Origin of the sequence: Cupriavidus basilensis (assembly GCF_000832305.1) — a bacterium.
GTDB lineage: Bacteria > Pseudomonadota > Gammaproteobacteria > Burkholderiales > Burkholderiaceae > Cupriavidus > Cupriavidus basilensis_F.
The window spans coordinates 40805-58818 of sequence record NZ_CP010537.1; the positions used below are offsets into that span (position 1 = coordinate 40805).

17 protein-coding genes and 1 pseudogene are annotated in these 18014 nt (G+C 67.1%); 5 read left to right on the forward strand and 13 right to left on the reverse strand.

All coding sequences use genetic code 11. The annotated features are described in order from the left end of the window. From RR42_RS21005 to RR42_RS21040, 7 genes and pseudogenes are all read right to left on the reverse strand, one after another. Entirely contained in the window at window positions 1-1047 is a 1047-nt protein-coding gene (locus RR42_RS21005) for a GDP-L-fucose synthase family protein (RefSeq protein ID WP_052494835.1), read from the reverse strand. Continuing rightward, window positions 1040-2260, reverse strand: coding sequence for a GDP-mannose 4,6-dehydratase (gene gmd / locus RR42_RS21010; protein ID WP_173430723.1), 1221 nt, complete (start codon window positions 2258-2260; stop codon window positions 1040-1042). The genes RR42_RS21005 and gmd overlap by 8 nt, the downstream gene beginning before the upstream one ends. Further along, complete coding sequence (locus RR42_RS21015) at window positions 2247-3671, reverse strand: mannose-1-phosphate guanylyltransferase/mannose-6-phosphate isomerase (protein ID WP_043352683.1); 1425 nt, start codon at window positions 3669-3671, stop codon at window positions 2247-2249. The genes gmd and RR42_RS21015 overlap by 14 nt, the downstream gene beginning before the upstream one ends. 230 nt (window positions 3672-3901) lie before the next feature. After that, window positions 3902-4234: a YXWGXW repeat-containing protein gene (locus RR42_RS21020; protein WP_043352686.1), complete on the reverse strand. Its 333-nt coding sequence runs from the start codon at window positions 4232-4234 to the stop codon at window positions 3902-3904. A gap of 512 nt (window positions 4235-4746) precedes the next feature. Beyond that, window positions 4747-4857, reverse strand: a pseudogene (locus tag RR42_RS41165) (ABC transporter permease); the annotation flags it as partial. A 30-nt stretch (window positions 4858-4887) separates the two neighbouring features. Beyond that, window positions 4888-5643, reverse strand: a complete 756-nt coding sequence (locus tag RR42_RS21035) for a GntR family transcriptional regulator (RefSeq protein ID WP_330218537.1) — start codon at window positions 5641-5643, stop codon at window positions 4888-4890. 28 nt (window positions 5644-5671) lie between these two features. Then, window positions 5672-5863 carry an AtzG-like protein gene (locus tag RR42_RS21040; RefSeq protein ID WP_043352692.1) on the reverse strand — a complete coding sequence of 64 codons (192 nt, stop codon included), beginning with the start codon at window positions 5861-5863 and terminating at the stop codon, window positions 5672-5674. A 455-nt stretch (window positions 5864-6318) separates the two neighbouring features. Here RR42_RS21040 and RR42_RS41505 point away from each other — a divergent pair, with 455 nt between their 5' ends. Together RR42_RS41505 and cynS are read left to right on the forward strand one after the other, a co-directional pair. Continuing rightward, the gene (locus RR42_RS41505; RefSeq protein WP_269083428.1) at window positions 6319-6444 is read left to right on the forward strand and encodes a hypothetical protein; all 126 of its coding nucleotides are present in this window, start codon (window positions 6319-6321) and stop codon (window positions 6442-6444) included. 71 nt (window positions 6445-6515) lie between these two features. Continuing rightward, window positions 6516-6959 (forward strand): cyanase, encoded by a 444-nt coding sequence (gene cynS / locus RR42_RS21045; RefSeq protein ID WP_043352693.1) that lies wholly within the window; start codon window positions 6516-6518, stop codon window positions 6957-6959. A gap of 467 nt (window positions 6960-7426) precedes the next feature. On the opposite strand, the gene RR42_RS21055 is transcribed toward cynS, so the two are convergent. Further along, window positions 7427-8032, reverse strand: a complete 606-nt coding sequence (locus RR42_RS21055; protein WP_043352697.1) for a response regulator — start codon at window positions 8030-8032, stop codon at window positions 7427-7429. 381 nt (window positions 8033-8413) lie between these two features. Here RR42_RS21055 and RR42_RS21060 point away from each other — a divergent pair, with 381 nt between their 5' ends. Together RR42_RS21060 and RR42_RS21065 are read left to right on the forward strand one after the other, a co-directional pair. After that, window positions 8414-10468, forward strand: a complete 2055-nt coding sequence (locus RR42_RS21060; protein ID WP_236702142.1) for an ATP-binding protein — start codon at window positions 8414-8416, stop codon at window positions 10466-10468. After that, window positions 10465-12138, forward strand: a complete 1674-nt coding sequence (locus RR42_RS21065; RefSeq protein WP_052494836.1) for an EAL domain-containing protein — start codon at window positions 10465-10467, stop codon at window positions 12136-12138. Before RR42_RS21060 ends, RR42_RS21065 begins: the two co-directional genes overlap by 4 nt. Window positions 12139-12664: 526 nt before the next feature. Here the strand turns inward: RR42_RS21065 and RR42_RS21070 are convergent. Next, the gene (locus RR42_RS21070) at window positions 12665-12847 is read right to left on the reverse strand and encodes a hypothetical protein (protein WP_043352698.1); all 183 of its coding nucleotides are present in this window, start codon (window positions 12845-12847) and stop codon (window positions 12665-12667) included. A gap of 409 nt (window positions 12848-13256) precedes the next feature. Between RR42_RS21070 and RR42_RS21075 the strand changes: the two genes are divergently transcribed. Continuing rightward, the gene (locus RR42_RS21075) at window positions 13257-13964 is read left to right on the forward strand and encodes a phosphoribosyltransferase (RefSeq protein ID WP_043352700.1); all 708 of its coding nucleotides are present in this window, start codon (window positions 13257-13259) and stop codon (window positions 13962-13964) included. Window positions 13965-14004: 40 nt separating this feature from the next. Here the strand turns inward: RR42_RS21075 and RR42_RS21080 are convergent, their stop codons facing one another. From RR42_RS21080 to RR42_RS21095, 4 genes are read right to left on the reverse strand one after another with little or no spacing between them, the layout of a single operon-like run. Then, window positions 14005-14517, reverse strand: a complete 513-nt coding sequence (locus RR42_RS21080; RefSeq protein WP_043352702.1) for a 3-isopropylmalate dehydratase — start codon at window positions 14515-14517, stop codon at window positions 14005-14007. Further along, the gene (locus tag RR42_RS21085; RefSeq protein ID WP_043352703.1) at window positions 14514-15821 is read right to left on the reverse strand and encodes a 3-isopropylmalate dehydratase large subunit; all 1308 of its coding nucleotides are present in this window, start codon (window positions 15819-15821) and stop codon (window positions 14514-14516) included. Before RR42_RS21085 ends, RR42_RS21080 begins: the two co-directional genes overlap by 4 nt. Further along, window positions 15818-16846 carry a tripartite tricarboxylate transporter substrate binding protein gene (locus tag RR42_RS21090; protein WP_043352706.1) on the reverse strand — a complete coding sequence of 343 codons (1029 nt, stop codon included), beginning with the start codon at window positions 16844-16846 and terminating at the stop codon, window positions 15818-15820. Before RR42_RS21090 ends, RR42_RS21085 begins: the two co-directional genes overlap by 4 nt. A 50-nt stretch (window positions 16847-16896) precedes the next feature. Further along, entirely contained in the window at window positions 16897-17676 is a 780-nt protein-coding gene (locus RR42_RS21095; RefSeq protein WP_043352707.1) for a GntR family transcriptional regulator, read from the reverse strand. Between the last annotated feature and the right edge of the window lie 338 nt (window positions 17677-18014).

Sequence of the window (18014 nt, forward strand, 5' to 3'; positions counted from 1 at the left end):
TCAGGCCTCCACGTGTTGTGCCGGTGCTGTGCCATGCGCCAGCCTTGCGCTCTGCAGTGCATCCAGGTAGGCCAGCCGCAGGCCGTCGCGCAGCGTCACGGCCGGTTGCCAGCCTGTGGCGGCAAGGGCCGTGCAGTCGAGCCGCTTGCGCGGTGTGCCGTCGGGCTTGCTGCTGTCGAAGACGATGTCGCCGCGAAAGCCCACGGTCTGCGCCACCAGCCCCGCCAGTTCGCGGATGCTGACTTCCTCGTTGCTGCCCACGTTCAGGAATCCGGCCGGCGCGGTCTGGCGGTACACGGCTTCGGGCAGCGCCATCACGTGCAGGCATGCCGCGGCCAGGTCGTCCGCGTAGAGGAACTCGCGCAGCGGCGTGCCGCTGCCCCACACCGGCACCTGCTGGGCGTGCGCCATGCTGGCTTCGTGCAAGCGCCGCAGCAGGCCCGGTATCACGTGGCTGTTGTCGGGGTGATAGTTGTCGCCCGGGCCGTAGAGGTTGGTCGGCATCACGCAGCGGTAGTCGGTGCCGTACTGGCGGTTGTAGCTCTCGCACAGCGCGATGCCGGCGATCTTGGCCAAGGCGTAGGGGGCGTTGGTGGGCTCCAGCGGCCCGGTAAGCAGCGCGGCTTCGCTGATGGGCTGGGGCGCGAACTTCGGGTAGATGCAGCTCGATCCTAGGAATAGCGCGCGCTTCACGCCCGCACGCCAGGCTTCGTGGATGACGACGGCCGCGATCATCAGGTTCTGCTGGATGAACTCGGCGGGAAAGGTGTGGTTGGCGTGGATGCCGCCTACGCGCGCGGCTGCCAGGTAGACCGTGTCGATGCCCCCGGTGGCGAAGAACGCGCGCACCTGCTGCTGGTCGGTGAGGTCGAGCTCGGCGTGGCCGCGGGTGATGATGTCGGCCTGGCCACGCGCGTCCAGCGCGCGCACGATGGCGGAGCCAACCAGGCCGCGGTGGCCTGCCACGAACACACGCGATCGCCGCGCTGGCAGGGTTGCGGATGACGGCGTGGGGCCGCCTGACACCGCGGTGCCGGCTTCACTCATGATGGTCGTAGGCCCGGAACCCGGCCAGCTTGACGAACGCATCGCGCCGCGCCGCGGCAAAGTCCGCTTCCATCATTTCCCGCACCAGGGCTCCGAAGCTCGTGCGTGGCGACCAGCCCAGCCGTTCGCGCGCCTTGCTGGCGTCGCCCAGCAACGTCTCGACTTCGGTCGGGCGGAAGTAGCGCGGGTCCACGCGCACAATCGTGTCGCCTGGCTTGCAGCGCGCTGTCACCGGGCAGGCGGCGGCATCGACGCGCACCACCACGCCCACCTCATCGGCGCCTTCGCCTTCGAAGCGCACCGTGATGCCGAGCTCCAGGGCGGCCAGCTGCACGAACTCGCGCACACTGTGCTGCTCGCCGCTGGCAATCACATAGTCCTCGGGCTTGTCCTGCTGCAGCATCAGCCACTGCATTTCCACGTAGTCGCGCGCGTGGCCCCAGTCGCGCAGGGCCGACAGGTTGCCGAGATAGAGCGTGTCCTGCAGCCCCAGCACGATGCGCGCCATCGCCCGCGTGATCTTGCGCGTGACAAAGGTCTCGCCGCGCACCGGGCTCTCATGGTTGAACAGGATGCCGTTGCAGGCATACATGCCGTAGGCCTCGCGATAGTTCACCGTGATCCAGTAGGCGTACAACTTGGCGGCTGCATAGGGGCTACGCGGGTAGAACGGCGTGGTTTCCTTCTGTGGTGTCGCCTGCACCAGGCCGTACAGCTCGGATGTGGACGCCTGGTAGAAGCGGGTTTGCTTTTCCAGGCCAAGGATGCGCACGGCCTCGAGCAGGCGCAGCGTGCCCAGCGCGTCCGTGTTGGCGGTGTATTCGGGTTCCTCGAACGACACCTGCACGTGGCTTTGCGCCGCCAGGTTGTAGATTTCGTCAGGTTGCGATTGCTGCACCACCCGCACCAGGCTGGCGGTGTCGGTCATGTCGCCGTGATGCAGGATCAGGCTGCGCCTGGGCGCTTGCGGATCCTGGTACAGGTGGTCAATGCGCTCGGTGTTGAACAGCGAACTGCGGCGCTTGATGCCGTGCACCTCGTAGCCTTTGGCGATGAGCAGCTCACACAGGTAGGCGCCGTCCTGGCCCGTAATGCCGGTGATCAGCGCGCGGCGCGGGCGTTGCGCCCCGCCGCTGCCGGTGTCGCCGCTGGCCTCGGGCTGCAGCTCGGTGGCCGCGAGCCGGCCGAAGGGTTCGAGGTCATGTGCGCCCATAGATATCTGCCATCCGGATGATGTCGTCTTCGCCAAGGTAGGAGCCGGACTGGATCTCGATCAGTTCGAGCGGGATCCGGCCGGGGTTTTCAAGGCTGTGCGCCTCGCCGATCGGGATATAGGTGGATTGGTCTTCGGTCAGCAGGTACTCGACGTCTCCGCGGCGCACACGCGCCGTGCCGGAAACCACCACCCAGTGCTCGGCACGGTGGTGATGCAGTTGCAGCGAGAGCTTGGCGCCGGGTTTGACCGTGATGCGCTTGACCTGGTAGCGCGTGCCGTGGTCCACGGCGTCGTAGGCACCCCAGGGCCGGTATACCTTGCGATGCTGGGTGGCCTCGGGGCGGCCCTGGGCGCGCACCGCTTCCACCAGTTGCTTCACGTCCTGGCAGTGATCCTTGTGGACCACCAGCACCACGTCCGGCGTTTCCACCACCATCACGTCGTCCAGGCCGGCGACCGCCACCATCCGGTGCGAGGCGTGGACGAGGCAGCCCTGCGCGTGGTGCGTGACCACGTCGCCGATGGCCACGTTGCCATCGGTGGTCTTTTCGGCGGCCTTCCAGACCGCATCCCAGGAGCCCACGTCGCTCCAGTCGGCGGACAGCGGCGCCATTTGCGCGTCACGCAGGTGCTCCATCACGGCGTAGTCGATCGAGTCAGAGCGGCAGGCGGCAAAGGCGTCCGTGTCGAGCCGGAAGAAGTCCAGGTCGCGGTGGCCGCGCACCATCGCCTCCTGCGCGGCCAGCAGGATGTCGGGGGCAAACCGCTCCAGCGCGGCGAGATAAACGGAGGCGCGGAACAGGAAAATGCCGCTGTTCCAGAAGCAGTTGCCTTCCTGCAGGTAGCCGGTAGCCATTTCCAGCGAGGGCTTCTCGACAAAGCGCGTGACCGACAGCAAGTCAGCCGTATTGCTGGGCACTGCCTTGATATAGCCGTAGCCGGTGGCGGCAAACGTGGGCACCACGCCCAGCGTCACCACCACGCCGGTTGCGGCCACGGCGCTGGCCTGGCACACGGTCCGGGCGAAGGCGGCGCGGTCGCGGATCAGGTGATCGGAGGGCAGCACCAGCAGCACCGGGTCCGAGCCGCCGCTGCGCGCTTGCAGCGCAGCCACCGCCGCGGCGGGCGCGGTATTGCGCGGATGCGGCTCAAGCACGATGGCGCAAAGCGCGCAGCCTGCCTCCCGCGCCTGCTCGGCCACCACGAAACGGTGCGCTTCGTTGCTGACCAGGATCGGGGCTTGCGCGCCGGGAATCTCCCGCACCCGCAACAGGGTGTCCTGCAGCAGCGAGTCCTGTCCGAGCAGGCGCAGGAACTGCTTGGGATAGCCGTCGCGCGACAATGGCCACAGCCGCGAGCCGGCGCCGCCACACAGGATGACCGGTACGATCTGCTTGTCGTCTGCCATGGCATGTCTCCTTCACGCAGCACGAAGCCTGGCTCGCGTTCGCGGCGAGCCGGGTGACGGGTAGTGAGGTGACTGTAATGCCGGGCTGCGGGGGGGACTGTTGGCTAGCACACACTCGATGGCGCGCTGGCGCCGCGTGCCGGGTGTGCTTTGCAAGCACGAAAAAAAAGACGCCGTCCACGCGCAAGGCAGGGACGGCGCACTTGGTTGCCTGGCCGGGAAGGATCGGCTTAGCGGGTCCAGTAGCCGGGCCGCATCACCCAGCCGCCGCGCGGGCTTTGCACCCAGCGCTCGGGCACATAGCGGTGACCCGGGCGTTCGCGCTGCCAGTAGCCGCCGCGCCAGGCATAGCTGCCGCCGTTGGCGCTCCAGTGTCCCGGCACCCATGCCTGGCCAGGACGGCCCGGCGGGCGGGGCTCATAGCGCGGCGGGGGCGGCGCCGGGCGCATATGCGGGCTGCCGTGGTAGCCCGGGGGATAGGCCTGGGCCTGGGCCGGCGAGATCAGGCCAAGCGCGGCGCCGGCGGCAAGGGTAGTGAGGGCGAGCAGCAGTTGGCGTTTCATGGTTCAACTCCAGGGGTGCGAGCGATGCGTTGGATTTCGGGGGCGGCGCGTGCGTGTTACCCGCAGCCGCTCAATAGCGGTCGTGGTAACGGTACGGCGGCGGGCCGCCACGCGGGGGCACCACGATGCAGGCGGACAGCAGGGACGCTGCGGAGCAGAGCAGGACAACCAGGGCGATGGCGCGTTTCATGTTGGGGACTCCGTGACTGGCTTCGCGTTGAACATGGCCTCACTGTAGCGATCGGGCCCGAGCCGGTGTGCTCGCACTTGTAAGGCGCAATCACACTTTCAAGGGCCTCGGCTTCACCTTTGGCGAGGCTTTCCGGACCCCTGCACGTCACCCGCCAGGCCTTGCCGGCATTGGGCGCACGGGTGGTGGCGCGGGGCCGGCTGCAGCCTCGAAAAGAAAACGGGACCGTGGCCGGTCCCGTAATGTGGCGTTACATCGGAAATAACTCTCGCAAAGATTTGCCCCCGCAGCGGCCCGTTTGCGCGCGTCTCATCGGGCCCGAAGATCGAGAGTTGAAGACCTGCTGCGCATCGATGATGCGGTGGCCAGGGCAGGTGTCCGAGCCGACGAACATCTCCGCCACGATCACGATCACGCTCGCCGTCGACATCGACACGCCGGGGCGCGCTGCGCCTACGTGGTGCTATCGCGGTGCATGTTGGGTGCGCGTGCCGTCGGTGCGTATCGTCTGCAAGCGGTGCAGCGTGATCTTGCGCACTTCAGCGCGACTTTCTTCAATATGGCTGGACAGCAGCAGCACGGCCTGCTCCGCGCGCTGGCGCTGGATCTCGCGCAGGATGGCGGCGTGCTCGTCGTAGGTGGCGGTCACGCGCGCGGCGTAGGTGAAATCGAGCCGGCGGATGATGCGGATGCGCTCGGTCACCTGCCGGTGCACGCTGGCGATTTCGCGATTGCCCGCCGCCGCTACCAGTGCCGCGTGAAAGGCCTCATCGTGCTGCGCCACCAGGCGGCCGTCGTCCAGGCGCGCGTCCTGCGGCACCTGCCAGAACTGCGCAAGCTGGGCCAGCGCGCCGTGATCCACCGTGGGCGTGGCGTGCGTGCACAGCATGCGCACGGCGTTGACCTCGATCAGCTTGCGCAGCTCGTAGAGCTCGTCGAAACGTGTGAAATCCAGTGGCACCACCTCCCAGCCGCTGCGGAAATACACCTGCACCAGCGCGTCGGATTGCAGCCGTAGCAGCGCCTCGCGCACCGGCGTGCGCGACACGCCCAGGCGCTGGGCGATCTCGCCTTCGGTGAAGCGGTCGCCGGGCAGCATCCGGAACTCGAAGATGTCGTCGCGTAGCTGCGCGTATACCGTTTCGGCGCGCGAGACCACACGGACCTCGGCGCCGCTCATGCCGCGGCCCGCGCGAGCCATGCGGATGGCCTCGGGCACGCCGCCACGCCCACGGCATCGCGCGTGTTCATGGCCGGTTCACCGGAGCCGGCTCTTCATGCGCATCCAGCGGGTGCGCCAGCATGGGCACCGCTACCGCGGCCACGTGCAGGAATTGTTCGATCACGCGCGCCTCGGCGTCCTTGGGCAGCTCCAGCCCGTGCAGCTTGAGCGCGCTGCGGGCGTAGTGCGCCAGCGTCTGGTCGCAAAGTTGAGTCATGGCGTTTTCTCCGGGAATTCGCGGGTCTCAGGCTGCGGCCGTTGTGCCCTGCTTGTATGCGATCTTGTATGCAAGCAACGGCTGTGCCACGTGCGGCGCGACGTGATGCACGGCGTGCGGCAGGATTCCACCCGCCGCGCTGCACCGCTTGGGGGCGAGGCTGCAATGACAGGTGCGCACGCGCGGCGTGATTCACCGCGGCAGTGCGTGCACGGCGTCGGCCTTGGTGCGCCCGTGCGTAACACCCGCGCTTGCATGCACCGTCTGGCGAAGCGTCCGGTGCCCGGTGCAGTGGCATGAACCTTGCGCGGAGCGCCTTGCCACGAGGGTGCGCCCGTGGTCATTCTGGTGATGCGCGCATCGATCCACACTGGCGCGCGGTGACATTGCCTGATGTGTGCCTGAGGCGTGCCGGGCGCGTCACCATCTTGTGCGCACGAACCTGCGGAGGTGCGATGCCGATCCTTCTTGTCGTGTTGGCGCTGCAGGCCCTCGTGCCGGGTGCTACGTCTTTTGCCGCGCTGGCGCGATACGACAACGCGCGCACCGCGGCTTGCACGCGGCTGGACGGGCTTCCCTGACATCGTCCGGCGCTAGCGCCGCCCCGTCCCAAAGTCCCCCCAAAACCAATCCAGAATCCAAAGGAGCGCAAATGAATCGCAGCGATATCACCGACCTGATCATTGAGGCCAAGGTCACCAAAGGCATCAGGTGGTCCGATGTGGCCGAGAAGGTCGGCAAGAGCAAGGAGTGGACGACCGCCGCGTGCCTGGGCCAGATGGCCTTCGACGCGCCCGGCGCGCAGGCCATCATGGAGATCTTCGGCTTGCCGCCGGAGGCCGAGCCGTGGCTGCGCACCGTGCCTTACAAGGGCTCGCTGCCCACTCCCGTGCCGACCGATCCGCTGATCTACCGCTTCTATGAACTGGTCAGCATCTACGGGACGACCTTCAAGGCGCTGATCCACGAAGAGTTTGGCGATGGCATCATGAGCGCGATCGATTTCCGCATGGACCTGCGGCGCGATGCCGATCCGAATGGCGATCGCGTGAAGATCGAGATGTCGGGCAAGTTCCTGCCCTACAAAACCTACTGACCAGGGCCGGCGCCCAGGCGCCTTGCGCCGCGCAGAAACGGGTACGCCCCTGCTCTGGTCTGTCGGAAATCACGCAGAAACGGGTACGGAACGGGTTCTATTGACCACGCAGAAACGGGTACGCTTTGCACTTGCGGCCCGTTTTTGCGCATGGTTTTCGCTCTATCGTCGAAGACGTAGCGCACCGCCCGCACGCCGGTCGCCACCTGTTCGCCATCGAGCCCAAGCACCGCGCCAAAGGGGCGGCCGCCGCGCGCGCGATTGGCGTGCGCCAGGCGTACAGCTTCCCGCAGGTGTCATTCATGGATAGACATCGGGATCTTTGCGAAGGGGAGCGTGGCTAGAGCAGGCAGTCCTTTACCGCACGCGGTTCGCGTAAATATGAAACTTGACGCATCGATGTATTTGAAAAAAATAATATACAATGGCGGCGCCGAATCTCGCCATTGCGCCTGCGCGGACCGACCCTAGGCTGGCGTGCCAGGGCTGACCTGCAAGGTCACCACCAGCGACTGCAGCACGGACATCGGGATTGGCTTGGAAAAGACACGGATATGCCCGGGAATGCCGCCGCGGTCCGCAATGGCATGCTTGTCCAGCGAAGTCACCACGACGATGCGTGTGGCGGCGAACTCTTGCTGCGCGTCGATGGTCCTGCACAGGCGGAAGCCATCGATGCCAGGCATGATCAGATCCAGGAGGACAAGGTCGGGTTTGCTGCTGCCAATGAGCAGCAAGCCATCGTATCCGTTCGTGGCCTCGAGGATTTCGACCGACGGGTTGAGGGTTTCCAGCGCCATGCGGTAAATCTGCAGCAGGTGCTCGTCGTCCTCCACCAGCAGTACGCGAAATGCCCTTCCCGCCGGGGCGGCTGCGGCCGTCGTGGGCGCGGCGGTCTGGCTGCGCTGGTCGGCCACCATGCGGTCGACCGAATCGGCGGGGATCCTGCGATGTCCGCCGTCGGTCTTCCACGCGGGCAGCCGGCCATTTTCGACCCAGAGCTGGACCGTGCGCAGGGAGACGCCCAGCATCTCGGCAGCGGTCCTGGTGGAATAAAAGCGCAGATCGGTCATATGGCCTCTTCAACTGACGCAACGCGCGCCGGGCGGGGCTGCGGCGTTACGTATCGTATTGTTTTCATTATTCTTCGAAAAGCTGCCTAAGCGCAACTTAATGCCAGGAAAACACGCAATTATGATAAAGCATCGCTGAGTCGTTGAAGTTAACGCTTCGCGATGCACCTGGCCGGCTACGCCGGATGTCCCGGGGCGATGGGCCATGCGAGCGGACTGGCGCAGCTGAATAGATCATACTGTGAAGCTTTGCCGCAACCAGGCTGTCTTCAGGCAGCGGCACCCGGAGGGTGCGCGGGGCGCACGCACGCGCGGACAAGTATCGAAGGCTGCGATTCACGGCTGTGATGAACAATATATTCGTTTTTTGGTAGCTTTCCCATGAGGCTGGAAATCTACCGGCAGGCATTGGCAGGTGCGCATCGCTTTGCGAGACGCCCGTTCTGGTCAGGCATTGTCATCGTGGTCTGCATCTGGTGCGCGCTCGCCGGCCTGGGGCTATGGGACCGTGCGGCCGAATTGCGGCACGTGCATGCCGGCCTGGCCCGCGTGGCCGGGCTGCTCGCCGAGCATGCCGAGCGTACGCTGGCCGAGGCCGACCAGATCGCGTCGCTCGTTGGTGGCGCCGTAACGGAGCGCGGGCCCGCGCTGCCGCTGGCGCAATGGAAGCGCGGCGGCTACCTTGCCATCGCCCCCTTTCTCGAGGTGTCCGTGCTCGACCGCGGCGGCAGGCTGCGCGCATCCACTCGCGCGGACTTCGTGTCGCTGGACCTGAGCGAGCGCCAGTATTTCCGCGTGCACGAGAGCCGTGCGCTGCCGTCGCTGTATGTCGGCCTGCCCCTTGCCGGGCGTGTCAGCGGCCACTGGTCCATGCCATTGTCCCGAGGCATCGTGGGCGCCAAGGATGGCCGTTTCGCGGGCGTGGTGGTGGTGTCGCTCGATCCCGGCTACCTGTCGCAGGTCTACGCCAAGGCGGGCCTGGGGGATTCCGGCACCGTGCTGCTGGCCGGCACCGACGACTTCGTGGTACGCGCGCGCTGGAGCCAGGAAAGCTGCCAGCCAGGCCAGGTGCTGTTGCCCGGCTCCGCGTTGCGCGGGGCGCTGGCCGGCACGCAGGACAGCCTTGTCACGGCCGCCGGCGGGTTGGATGGCGCCCGCCGCATCTACGCCATCCAGCGCTTGCCCGGGCGCAATCTCGCGGTGCTGGCCGGCATCAGCAGCGATGCGGCCCTTGCCAGCTATCACGACCGCTTGCGCGCGGGCATTGCGATCGCCGGCGTGGTCACCTTGCTGGTGATGTTCTTCCAGGTCAGGCAGTTCATCGCGGTCGGCCAGCTTGCCGCGCTGGCCGACCGCGAGACCGTGGTGCGCGATATCCTGGCCGAGAAGAAGCAGCATTTGCGCGGGCTGTTTCTGGCCATGCCCGACGGTGTGGCGGTGTTTGGCCGTGACCGTGTGATCGACGAGACCAATACCGCGCTATGCGAACTGCTGGGCGTGTCGTTGTCGCGGCTGCGCGGCGCCACGCAGCGCGAGTTTGTCCATTGGCTCTACCGCGGCCGGCGTGCGGCGCGGCAGGCCTGCTGCGCCGAGCAGCTCCTGGCGGAACTGGACCGGGCCGAGCCGGCCGGGGAATTCGCCGGCATCGTCGAGTTCGACATGGCGGTGTCGCCGGCCTACGAGGTGCGCATCGTGCATGCGGCCAGCGGCGGCGGCCTGGTGCTGGTGCTGCGCGACGTGACGACGCAACTGCGCCATGACCGCATGAAATCCCATTTTGTCTCCGCGGCTGCGCATGAGCTCAAGGCGCCTGTTGCGGGCATTGCCGGCTATGCCGAACTGTTGAGTGCCGATGTGGTGCCGGTGGAGCGGCGCGGCGGCATTTATCACGCCATCCACGCCCGTGCCGGCCAGATCAATGCGCTGTTGTCCGACTTGCTCGACCTGGCCCGCATCGAAGCCCGCAGCAGCGGCATGCTCGAGCGTGAACGCGTGGAGGTAGCCACGCTCGTGCGCGAGACGGTGACGGGCGAGTTCGCCGAAGCGGGCAGGGTGCGCGTGATCGATGCCGGCGTGCCGCTGCACGTTCTGGCGGACCGCGCGCAATTGTCACAGGCGGTACGCAACCTGATAGAAAATGCGCTGAAGTATTCTGACGGGAAAGACGAAGTTACCGTCACGGTCGAGCCGCTGCCGCTAGAGCAGGAAAAGGTCTCGGTCAGGGTCGAGGATCGGGGTATCGGCATGACGAAGGAAGAAGCGGGCATGGCGTTCGAGAATTTTTACCGGGCCAACCGGCGGGGCAATATAAGGGGAAACGGCCTGGGCCTGGCGATCGTGCGTGAGATCGTGGCGGTGCATCAGGGGCAGATCACGCTTGCCAGTGAGATCGGCAAGGGCACCGTCGTCACTCTCAGCCTGCCAGCGGCAACATGAAGCGCTGGCTGCGGGGAGAGGCGGGCAACGCGGGGGCGCGGCGGCTCGCCTTGCTGGCGGCGTTGCTTGCCGCCGGCCTGGCGCTATGGCTGATCGCGATGCTGGCCGCGCACGATGCGCGCGAGCGCGTGGAGCGCATGTCGTCGGCGGTGCGTGACAACCTCGAACTCGCGCTGGCCGATACGCTTGACATTGCCTACCAGGACCGCGAGCTGGTGGGCGCACCCTGCCGCGGCGTGGCGCGCCAGTTGCAGGAGCAGGGTGCCTACACCGCCTATATCCGCGATGTGGTGCTGGTGGCGCGCGGCATGCGCTATTGCTCGGCGGTGCGCGGTGAGATAGCGGCTCCCCTGGGCGAACTACTGAACTGGCGGCCCGGGTTGCAGTACCTCTTTGCCAAACCCCCTCACGGCGCCAGCATGGCGCTTGCCGTGTTCTCAGGCACCGCCCCGGGCAGCGGCGTACTGGTCTGGGTGGAGGGGCGCTATCTGGCCGACATGGTGCAGTCGGCGGGCAAGCTGGGGTTTCCTGGTATCGAGATCGAGGTGGCGGGCACACGCTTCATGCTCAACGGCGGCGCCGGCGGCGCCGGCGGCGCTGGTGGCGCTGGTGGCGCAGTGAGCGATGCGGGCGAGCATGCCGGTGCCCCAGCCCTGGTGCGGCGTGATGACGCCGGGCAGGGCGCGCATGGCATTGTCGATATCCGGCCACTGACGGGACACCCGATCACCGTCATCGCGAGCGCGCCGCACAGCCTGATACTGCATGAGAGCCTCAAGTACATGGTGCTGCCACCGCTGGCCGCGGGCATCGCTGCGCTGATGGTGCTGGGGCTGCATTCGCGCCGGGCGGCGCGCCGCTCCTTTGCCGCGGAGCTGCAGCGCGGGCTGCGCAACGGCGAGTTCGTGCCTTACTACCAACCGGTGGTCGATCTGGAAAGCGGGCTGTGCACGGGGGTGGAAGTGCTGGCACGCTGGGCGCACCCGAGGCGCGGCTTGCTCGAGCCCGAGCATTTCATTCCGGCTATCGAGCAACAGCATCTGGCGGTCGCGCTGACGCTGCACCTGATCCCCCGTGTGCTGCGCGACATCGAGCCGCTGGCGTTGCCGCCCGCGTTCCATCTTGCCTTCAACGTCACCAGCGAGCACTTTGACGATGCGGGCTTCTGGGCCGAAGACTCGCCGCTATTCGCACTGCTGCTGGCCAACGTGACCCCGGTGCTGGAAATCACGGAGCGCGATGCCGTCTCGCTGGTGGAGCACCAGCGCAGTGCGATCCAGCGCGCCAAGGCGCGCGGCATCAAGCTGGCGGTGGACGACTTTGGCACCGGCTACTGCGGGCTGGCCTACTTCAAGCAGTTCGAGGTGGACTTCCTCAAGCTCGATCGCATCTTTGTGCAGGCCGACCCTGGCGATAAGGTGAGCGGCCAGATTGTCGACGTCACCATCAGCTTTGCCCACGCCCTGGATCTGGCGGTGGTGGCCGAGGGCATCGAATGCGAGGCGCAGCGCGCGTGGCTGGCGGGCAAGGGCGTGCGCCTGGGGCAGGGCTATCACTTTGCGCGCCCGCTGACGCGGGACGGGCTATGCGGGTGGCTGCCCTCGCATCTCGAGCGCGGCGTGCCGGCTGCGTTGCCTGGCGATGGCCTGGCCGTGCCGGAGCGCGTCTGAGCCTGCCCCGATGGAGCGGTTTATGCGCAAATATGAAACGCTTTGCCTATTTTTAATTGATAAAAATGATATAGAATCCGCGTGTAGCCTTACTTTCCCCGTCGGGCTATGCGCCTCCCTGCTGGATTCTCCTTGCCGGCCAGCGCCTCGTGTTCCTACGCGAGGCGCTCTTTTGATTTCCCTGTTGATTTTCCTGTCTCCCCCAGACGCCGGGCCTCATTCGCTCCGCTATCCCGGACGCGTGGGCATTCGTCCTACTGGGCTTACAGCCGCCGCCTGACAAGCAGCAAAGCCGCCGCGACTGCCTAAGCTGATCTCGGCGCCCCCCTGTTCAAGCATGTGGGCACGGCGCGGACACGGCGAGATCGCCGGCAAGACGCAGGCCGCTTATGGTGACGCCAGGGAAGACGCCAAGCGTACCCGCTAACGCGTGAGCGCAATGACGCAATGACACAATGGAGAACGCCGCCGGTGCCCCGGGGTCATGCGACCCAAGGGCACCGACGGCGTTGCTGCGTTCAGCGGCTTAACTGAAGCACTCGTTGTAGAAGCGAGTGGCGGTGCCGACGGGACGAAACGTATACGGCAGCTCGGCGAGTGCCGCTGCGTCGAGCGAGCCGTATGGGATATCGAGGCCTAGGCCGCTGGCGTCAGTGACCGCCCGGTCTTTGCGCTGGGTGTCGTGCGTGGATTTGTGATGCGTACTCATGTGCGTTCTCGCTGCGTCTGACTGGCGCGCCACGGGGTTATGCCGCGTAGCTGGCGCTGGTGAAATGGCGATCCGTGTGGCTGCCATCGGTACAGGCCATGTTAGCCAAACGCGCCGGAAAGATAATCCGGCCCGGGCAAAATACACTGTTGCGCAATCACGTCCAATCGCGCGCTGGCCGAGGCGCCGCCAGCACGTGGCACGGTGATCGGGCATGCACGGTGCCTTAGCCGTCCCATCCCGCCTTGCTTTCCGGATTCCCTTTCCCCACCTCGATTCGCCAGCCTTATCGGTCTATATTTGGCTAGTGCGCGCGCATGCCGCGCTGCCTCGCTGCCGTGAGCGGTGCGAGCACGCGCTCACGGCACTGGCCTGCCCCGGCCCGACCGACCCACTGCAGGAGCCAGCCATGTCCCGCTTCCCGCCATTGCCGCCGTGCTTTGCCGATCGCCGCGAAGCCGGGATCTTTCTTGGACGGCACCTGGCGGAACGCGGCTTTGGCGCCGCCGCGGCTGGCGAGGCGCCACTGGTGCTGGCGCTGCCGCGCGGCGGTGTGCCGGTTGCCTTTGAGGTGGCGCGGATCCTCGAAGGACGGCTCGATATCCTGCTGGTCCGCAAGATCGGGGCTCCCGGCTATCCGGAGCTGGCGCTGGGCGCGGTCGTGGAGGGCGACGCCGCCGGCAGTGCGCCGCTGACTGTGGCAAACGACGATCCCTGGACGCGCCGCGCACGTGACAGCGGTGCGTTCGATGCCGAGCGCGGCCGCCAGCTCGACGAGATCGGGCGCCGGCAGCAGCGCTATCGCGGGGGAGCGTCAGTGCCGGCGATGGCCGGGCGCACCGTGATCGTGGTGGACGACGGCGTGGCAACCGGCGCCACCATGCGCGCCGCGCTGGAAGGCGTGCGCCAGGCGCAGGCAAAGCGGGTGGTGGCGGCCGTGCCGGTTGCATCCATCGAGGGTGAGGCCAGCCTGCGCGCGTCGGCGCACGAGGTGATCTGCCTGAACGTGCCAGCCAGCTTTGGCGCCGTGGGCGCGTTCTACCTGGATTTCAGGCAGACCACCGATGAGGAAGTGATGGCCTTGCTGCGCCAGCGTGCCTGCGGGCGCCCGGCTTGAGGTTGCGCGGCTGGTTGCGCTGCCGCCTGCGCGGGCGCCTTTAGCGCTGCGCTGCCAGCCTGGCCTTCAGGTGCGGCACCAGGCCACCGGCCTGCAGCAGGGCGTGCAGGAATTCGGGGATCGGCTCGCAAGCCACGCGGCTGCCATCGGGCAGCACCAGGCAAGCCTGCCCGAGTTCCAGCCGCGCCGCCGCGCCATCCACCAGGCGCGTGGCGTCGTGACAGACCAGCACCGGCAGGCCCAGATTGATCGCGTTGCGGTAGAAAAGGCCAGCGAAAGACGGCGCGATCACCGCGGCCAGGCCGAGATGGCGCAGTGCCTGTGGCGCCTGCTCGCGCGAGGAACCCACGCCAAAGTTACGCCCGGCCACCAGCAGGTCGCCGGGGCGCACCGCGGCTGGAAACTCGGGACGCAGCCCGGCCAGGCAGTGGCGGGCAATCTCTTCGACACCGCCCTTCATATGGGTGCCGGGCGCCATCTGGTCGGTATCCACGTTGTCGCCAAAGCGCCAGATCCGGCCGCCAGGAAGGGGGGGGATGGGGGCTGGGCTCATGGCAGCAACCCGCGCGGGTCGGTGATGCTTCCGGTGACGGCGCACGCCGCCACGGTCAGCGGCGAAGCCAGCCAGACCGCGCTGCCGCTTTCGCCCATGCGGCCGGCAAAGTTGCGCGCGGTCGAGGCGATGGCGCGGCTGTTGGCAGGAAAGCGGGAAGGGCCATAGCCCGCGCACGCGTTGCACGCATTGGGCAGCAATTGTGCTCCGGCGTCCAGCAGGATGGCCAGCGTGCCCTCGCTCTCGGCCTGGCGCTGGTCGCGCAGCGAGGCGGGCGCCACCTGTAATGTGACCCCCGGCGCCACGCGCCGGCCACGCAGCACGCTGGCAGCCATGCGCAGGTCTTCCAGCTTGGCGCCGGTGCAGGCGCCCAGGTAGGCGATGTCCACGCGCTGGCCGGCGGCCTGGTCGACCGGGCCGGTGTTGGCTGGCGAATGCGGCGCGGCCACCTGTGGCGCCAGCGCGGCTGCGTCGAAGCGGTGGCTTGCCAGCACTGGCGCACCGGGCTCGCTGCGCCAGTGCGAGAGCGCGATGGCGTCGAGCTTCGCGGCGGGCACGCCGGCCTGCGCCAGCCAGGCCCGCGTGGTGGCGTCGGGCGCGATCAAGCCGGTCTGTGCGCCAAGCTCGGCGCTCATGTTGGTCAGCGTCATGCGTTCCTGCATGGGCAGGGCCGTCACGGCCTCGCCGGTGTACTCGATGGCTTCATAGCGGCCGCCATCCAGTCCCAGCCGGCCGCACAGGAACAGCATGATGTCCTTGGCGCAAACGCCGGCCGAGAGCTTGCCGTCCCATTGCAGGCGGATGGTATGCGGCACGCGCAACCAGATCTCGCCGGTGGCCAGCACGCCGGCCATCTCGGTCGCGCCGATGCCGAACATATAGGCCCCGAACGCGCCGCCGGTGGGGCTGTGGCTGTCGCCGCCCACGATGAAGCGTCCCGGCAGCACGTGGCCGTGTTCGGGCAATACCAGGTGGCAGATGCCTTCGCCGTCGATGAAGTGAGGCAGGCGTGCCTCGCGGACCCAGTCGCGGGTGAAGCGCACGATGGCCTGCGCCTCGGGATCGGCCGCGGGCAGGTAGTGGTCGGTCACCACCACATAGCGCTCCGGGTCCCACACCTTGGCGCCCAGTTCGCGCAGCAGCGGCGCCACCCGGCGCGGGCCACTGGAATCGTGCGACATGGCCAGGTCCACCCGGCACGTCACGATGGTGCCCGGCGTGACCCTCTCGAGGCCGGCCGCCCGCGCAACCAGCTTTTGCGCCAACGTGGCCGGCGTGTGGGCGGGCCCGGCGAGCGGCCTCATTCCGGCGTGGCTCCCGAATACTTGACCACCTTGGCCCAGCGCTTGATGTCATTGCGCACGAAGGCGGCAAAGGCCTCTGGCGAATTGCCGACCGGCTGCGCGCCGTCGAGCTCCAGGCGCTTGCGCACCGCGGGCGCCTCAAGGCCCCTGCGGGCAGCCTGGTAAAGCGCCTGCAAGACGTCCGGTGGCAGGCCAGCGGGGCCGAACAGGCCGAACCAGGCGCTGGACTCGAACCCCTTGACGGTGGCGCCGATCGGCGCGACGCCAGGGAACTGCGGCAGCGGCGCCGGGCTGGTGACGCCAAGCACCTTGAGTTTCCCGCTCCTGACGTGCGGGAGCACGTTGAAGGTACTGGCGAACATCAGGTCGACCTGGCCCGAGAGCACGTCCGTAATGGCCGGCGCGGTGCCCTTGTAGGGGATGTTGACGATGTAGGTGCCCGTCATCATCTTGAACATGTCGCCGGCCAGATGCACGGACGAACCCACCGAGCCGATCGCAAAATTCAGCTTGCCGGGCTTGCTCTTGGCCAGCTGGATCAATTCCGGGATGTTATTCGCGGGCAGGCTCGGCGTGGCAACCAGCACGCTGGGGACGGTCGCCACCAGCGTGATCGGCGTGAAATCCTGGACCGGGTCGAAGGGCAGCTTCTTGTACAGCGTGGCGTTGATGGTGTGGCTGGTGAAGCTCATCAGCAAGGTAGTGCCGTCCGGCGCGCTCTTGGCGACAAGGTCGGCGGCGATATTGCCGCCGGCACCCGGGCGGTTTTCCACCAGCACGGGCTGGTCCAGCTCCCGGGACATCTCCTGGGCGATGGTGCGCGCCAGCGTGTCCGTGGTGCCCCCGGCGGGCGCCCCCACCAGGATGCGGATGGGTTTGCGCCCGGCCACCTGGGCGCGCGCCGACGGCGCCTGCGCAAGCAAGCCAAGGCTGGCGGCGGCGCCGAGCAGCCCGCGCATTGCCTTGCGGCGCGAGGGGCGCGTGAGCGCTTGGGAGAGTGGTCGGCCCATGCGGGGAGCAGGCATCGCGGTTTCCTTCCGGGAAGATCGTGAGCGTGCAGTATCGCTTGCTTTTCTTACTCGCGCAGCCCCGTTCGTGCTTCGCGCTCCACCCACACGTTGGCGCTGTCGCCACCGGCGGGCGAGAGTTCCATGCGGTACTCGTAGCGGTCCGGACGATATTGGCCAAGCAGGAATTGCACCGGGCGACCAGCCTTGTCCAGCACCACGCGGCGCACCGCCAGCAGCGCACCGCCCACCGGCACGTCCAGCAACGGCGCCACCACCACATCGGCCAGCCGGGCCGAGAGCGTCTGGCTGGCGCGCCCAAGCTTCACGCCCGCAGCCTCGAGCAGGCGCAGCATCGGCGTGATCTCGAGATCCTTGCGGTTCAGGCCGCGGCCGAGGTCGGCCGGCAGATACGTTGTGATGTGCGACAGCGGGCGGCTGCCGTAGTGACGCACGCGCACCACCTTGACCACCGGGTCGCCTGGCTGCAGGCCAAGCGCTTCGGCGACTTCCGGAGTGGCATGCACATCGTCGATCGAGATCACCTTGACCGAGGTCTTCTGACCCATGTCGATGATGTTGTCGAGCAGGCTGCCGGGCCGGTCGCCGAGCGTGACCGGCTTGATCGGATGCGGGTTGACGAAGGTGCCAAGGCCACGGTGACGGCGAACCAGACCCTCCTGCACGAGGCGATCGAACACGCGCCGCATGGTCACGCGCGAGGCGTGAAACTGCTTGGCGAGGTCGATTTCACCGGGCAAGGGGCCTTGACCAAAACGGCCTTCCACGATCTGTTGGCGTAGTACCACGTAAATCTGGTGATACAGGGGAACGACGGCTTCACTCATGGTTTCCCTTGTGATTGGGCGACAGGTTTGAATTAGCCTTAATGTACTTTAAATCAGACATAGAGCCTAGTCATGTTGTCATAAGTTGCTTATTAGTTGCTTAAACGTTGCCAAGGCGTTGCGCGCGCGCACTGCATAGGCAGCATGCAGCGCAATCTCCATACATTAAAGCCATTGCGTGGCAGGGCAGCGCATGCCGTGCCGGACTGCAACGGCCGGGTGTCATCCGAAGGGTTGAAACCCGTCGCGAGCGACGACCGGTGCACCGGCAGCGAGGCATGTTTCACTCGCGATACAGCGCTTGCACCAAGGGTTTTCCTTAGGAACCTCGCTAAAGT

Coding starts and splice junctions, on each gene's coding strand:
- RR42_RS21005 (WP_052494835.1), bottom strand. CDS start 1,047: ATGAGTGAAGCCGGCACCGCGGTGTCAGGCGGCCCCACGCCGTCATCC.
- gmd (WP_173430723.1), bottom strand. CDS start 2,260: ATGGGCGCACATGACCTCGAACCCTTCGGCCGGCTCGCGGCCACCGAG.
- RR42_RS21015 (WP_043352683.1), bottom strand. CDS start 3,671: ATGGCAGACGACAAGCAGATCGTACCGGTCATCCTGTGTGGCGGCGCC.
- RR42_RS21020 (WP_043352686.1), bottom strand. CDS start 4,234: ATGAAACGCCAACTGCTGCTCGCCCTCACTACCCTTGCCGCCGGCGCC.
- RR42_RS21040 (WP_043352692.1), bottom strand. CDS start 5,863: ATGACTCAACTTTGCGACCAGACGCTGGCGCACTACGCCCGCAGCGCG.
- RR42_RS41505 (WP_269083428.1), top strand. CDS start 6,319: ATGCCGATCCTTCTTGTCGTGTTGGCGCTGCAGGCCCTCGTGCCGGGT.
- cynS (WP_043352693.1), top strand. CDS start 6,516: ATGAATCGCAGCGATATCACCGACCTGATCATTGAGGCCAAGGTCACC.
- RR42_RS21055 (WP_043352697.1), bottom strand. CDS start 8,032: ATGACCGATCTGCGCTTTTATTCCACCAGGACCGCTGCCGAGATGCTG.
- RR42_RS21060 (WP_236702142.1), top strand. CDS start 8,414: ATGAGGCTGGAAATCTACCGGCAGGCATTGGCAGGTGCGCATCGCTTT.
- RR42_RS21065 (WP_052494836.1), top strand. CDS start 10,465: ATGAAGCGCTGGCTGCGGGGAGAGGCGGGCAACGCGGGGGCGCGGCGG.
- RR42_RS21070 (WP_043352698.1), bottom strand. CDS start 12,847: ATGAGTACGCATCACAAATCCACGCACGACACCCAGCGCAAAGACCGG.
- RR42_RS21075 (WP_043352700.1), top strand. CDS start 13,257: ATGTCCCGCTTCCCGCCATTGCCGCCGTGCTTTGCCGATCGCCGCGAA.
- RR42_RS21080 (WP_043352702.1), bottom strand. CDS start 14,517: ATGAGCCCAGCCCCCATCCCCCCCCTTCCTGGCGGCCGGATCTGGCGC.
- RR42_RS21085 (WP_043352703.1), bottom strand. CDS start 15,821: ATGAGGCCGCTCGCCGGGCCCGCCCACACGCCGGCCACGTTGGCGCAA.
- RR42_RS21090 (WP_043352706.1), bottom strand. CDS start 16,846: ATGCCTGCTCCCCGCATGGGCCGACCACTCTCCCAAGCGCTCACGCGC.
- RR42_RS21095 (WP_043352707.1), bottom strand. CDS start 17,676: ATGAGTGAAGCCGTCGTTCCCCTGTATCACCAGATTTACGTGGTACTA.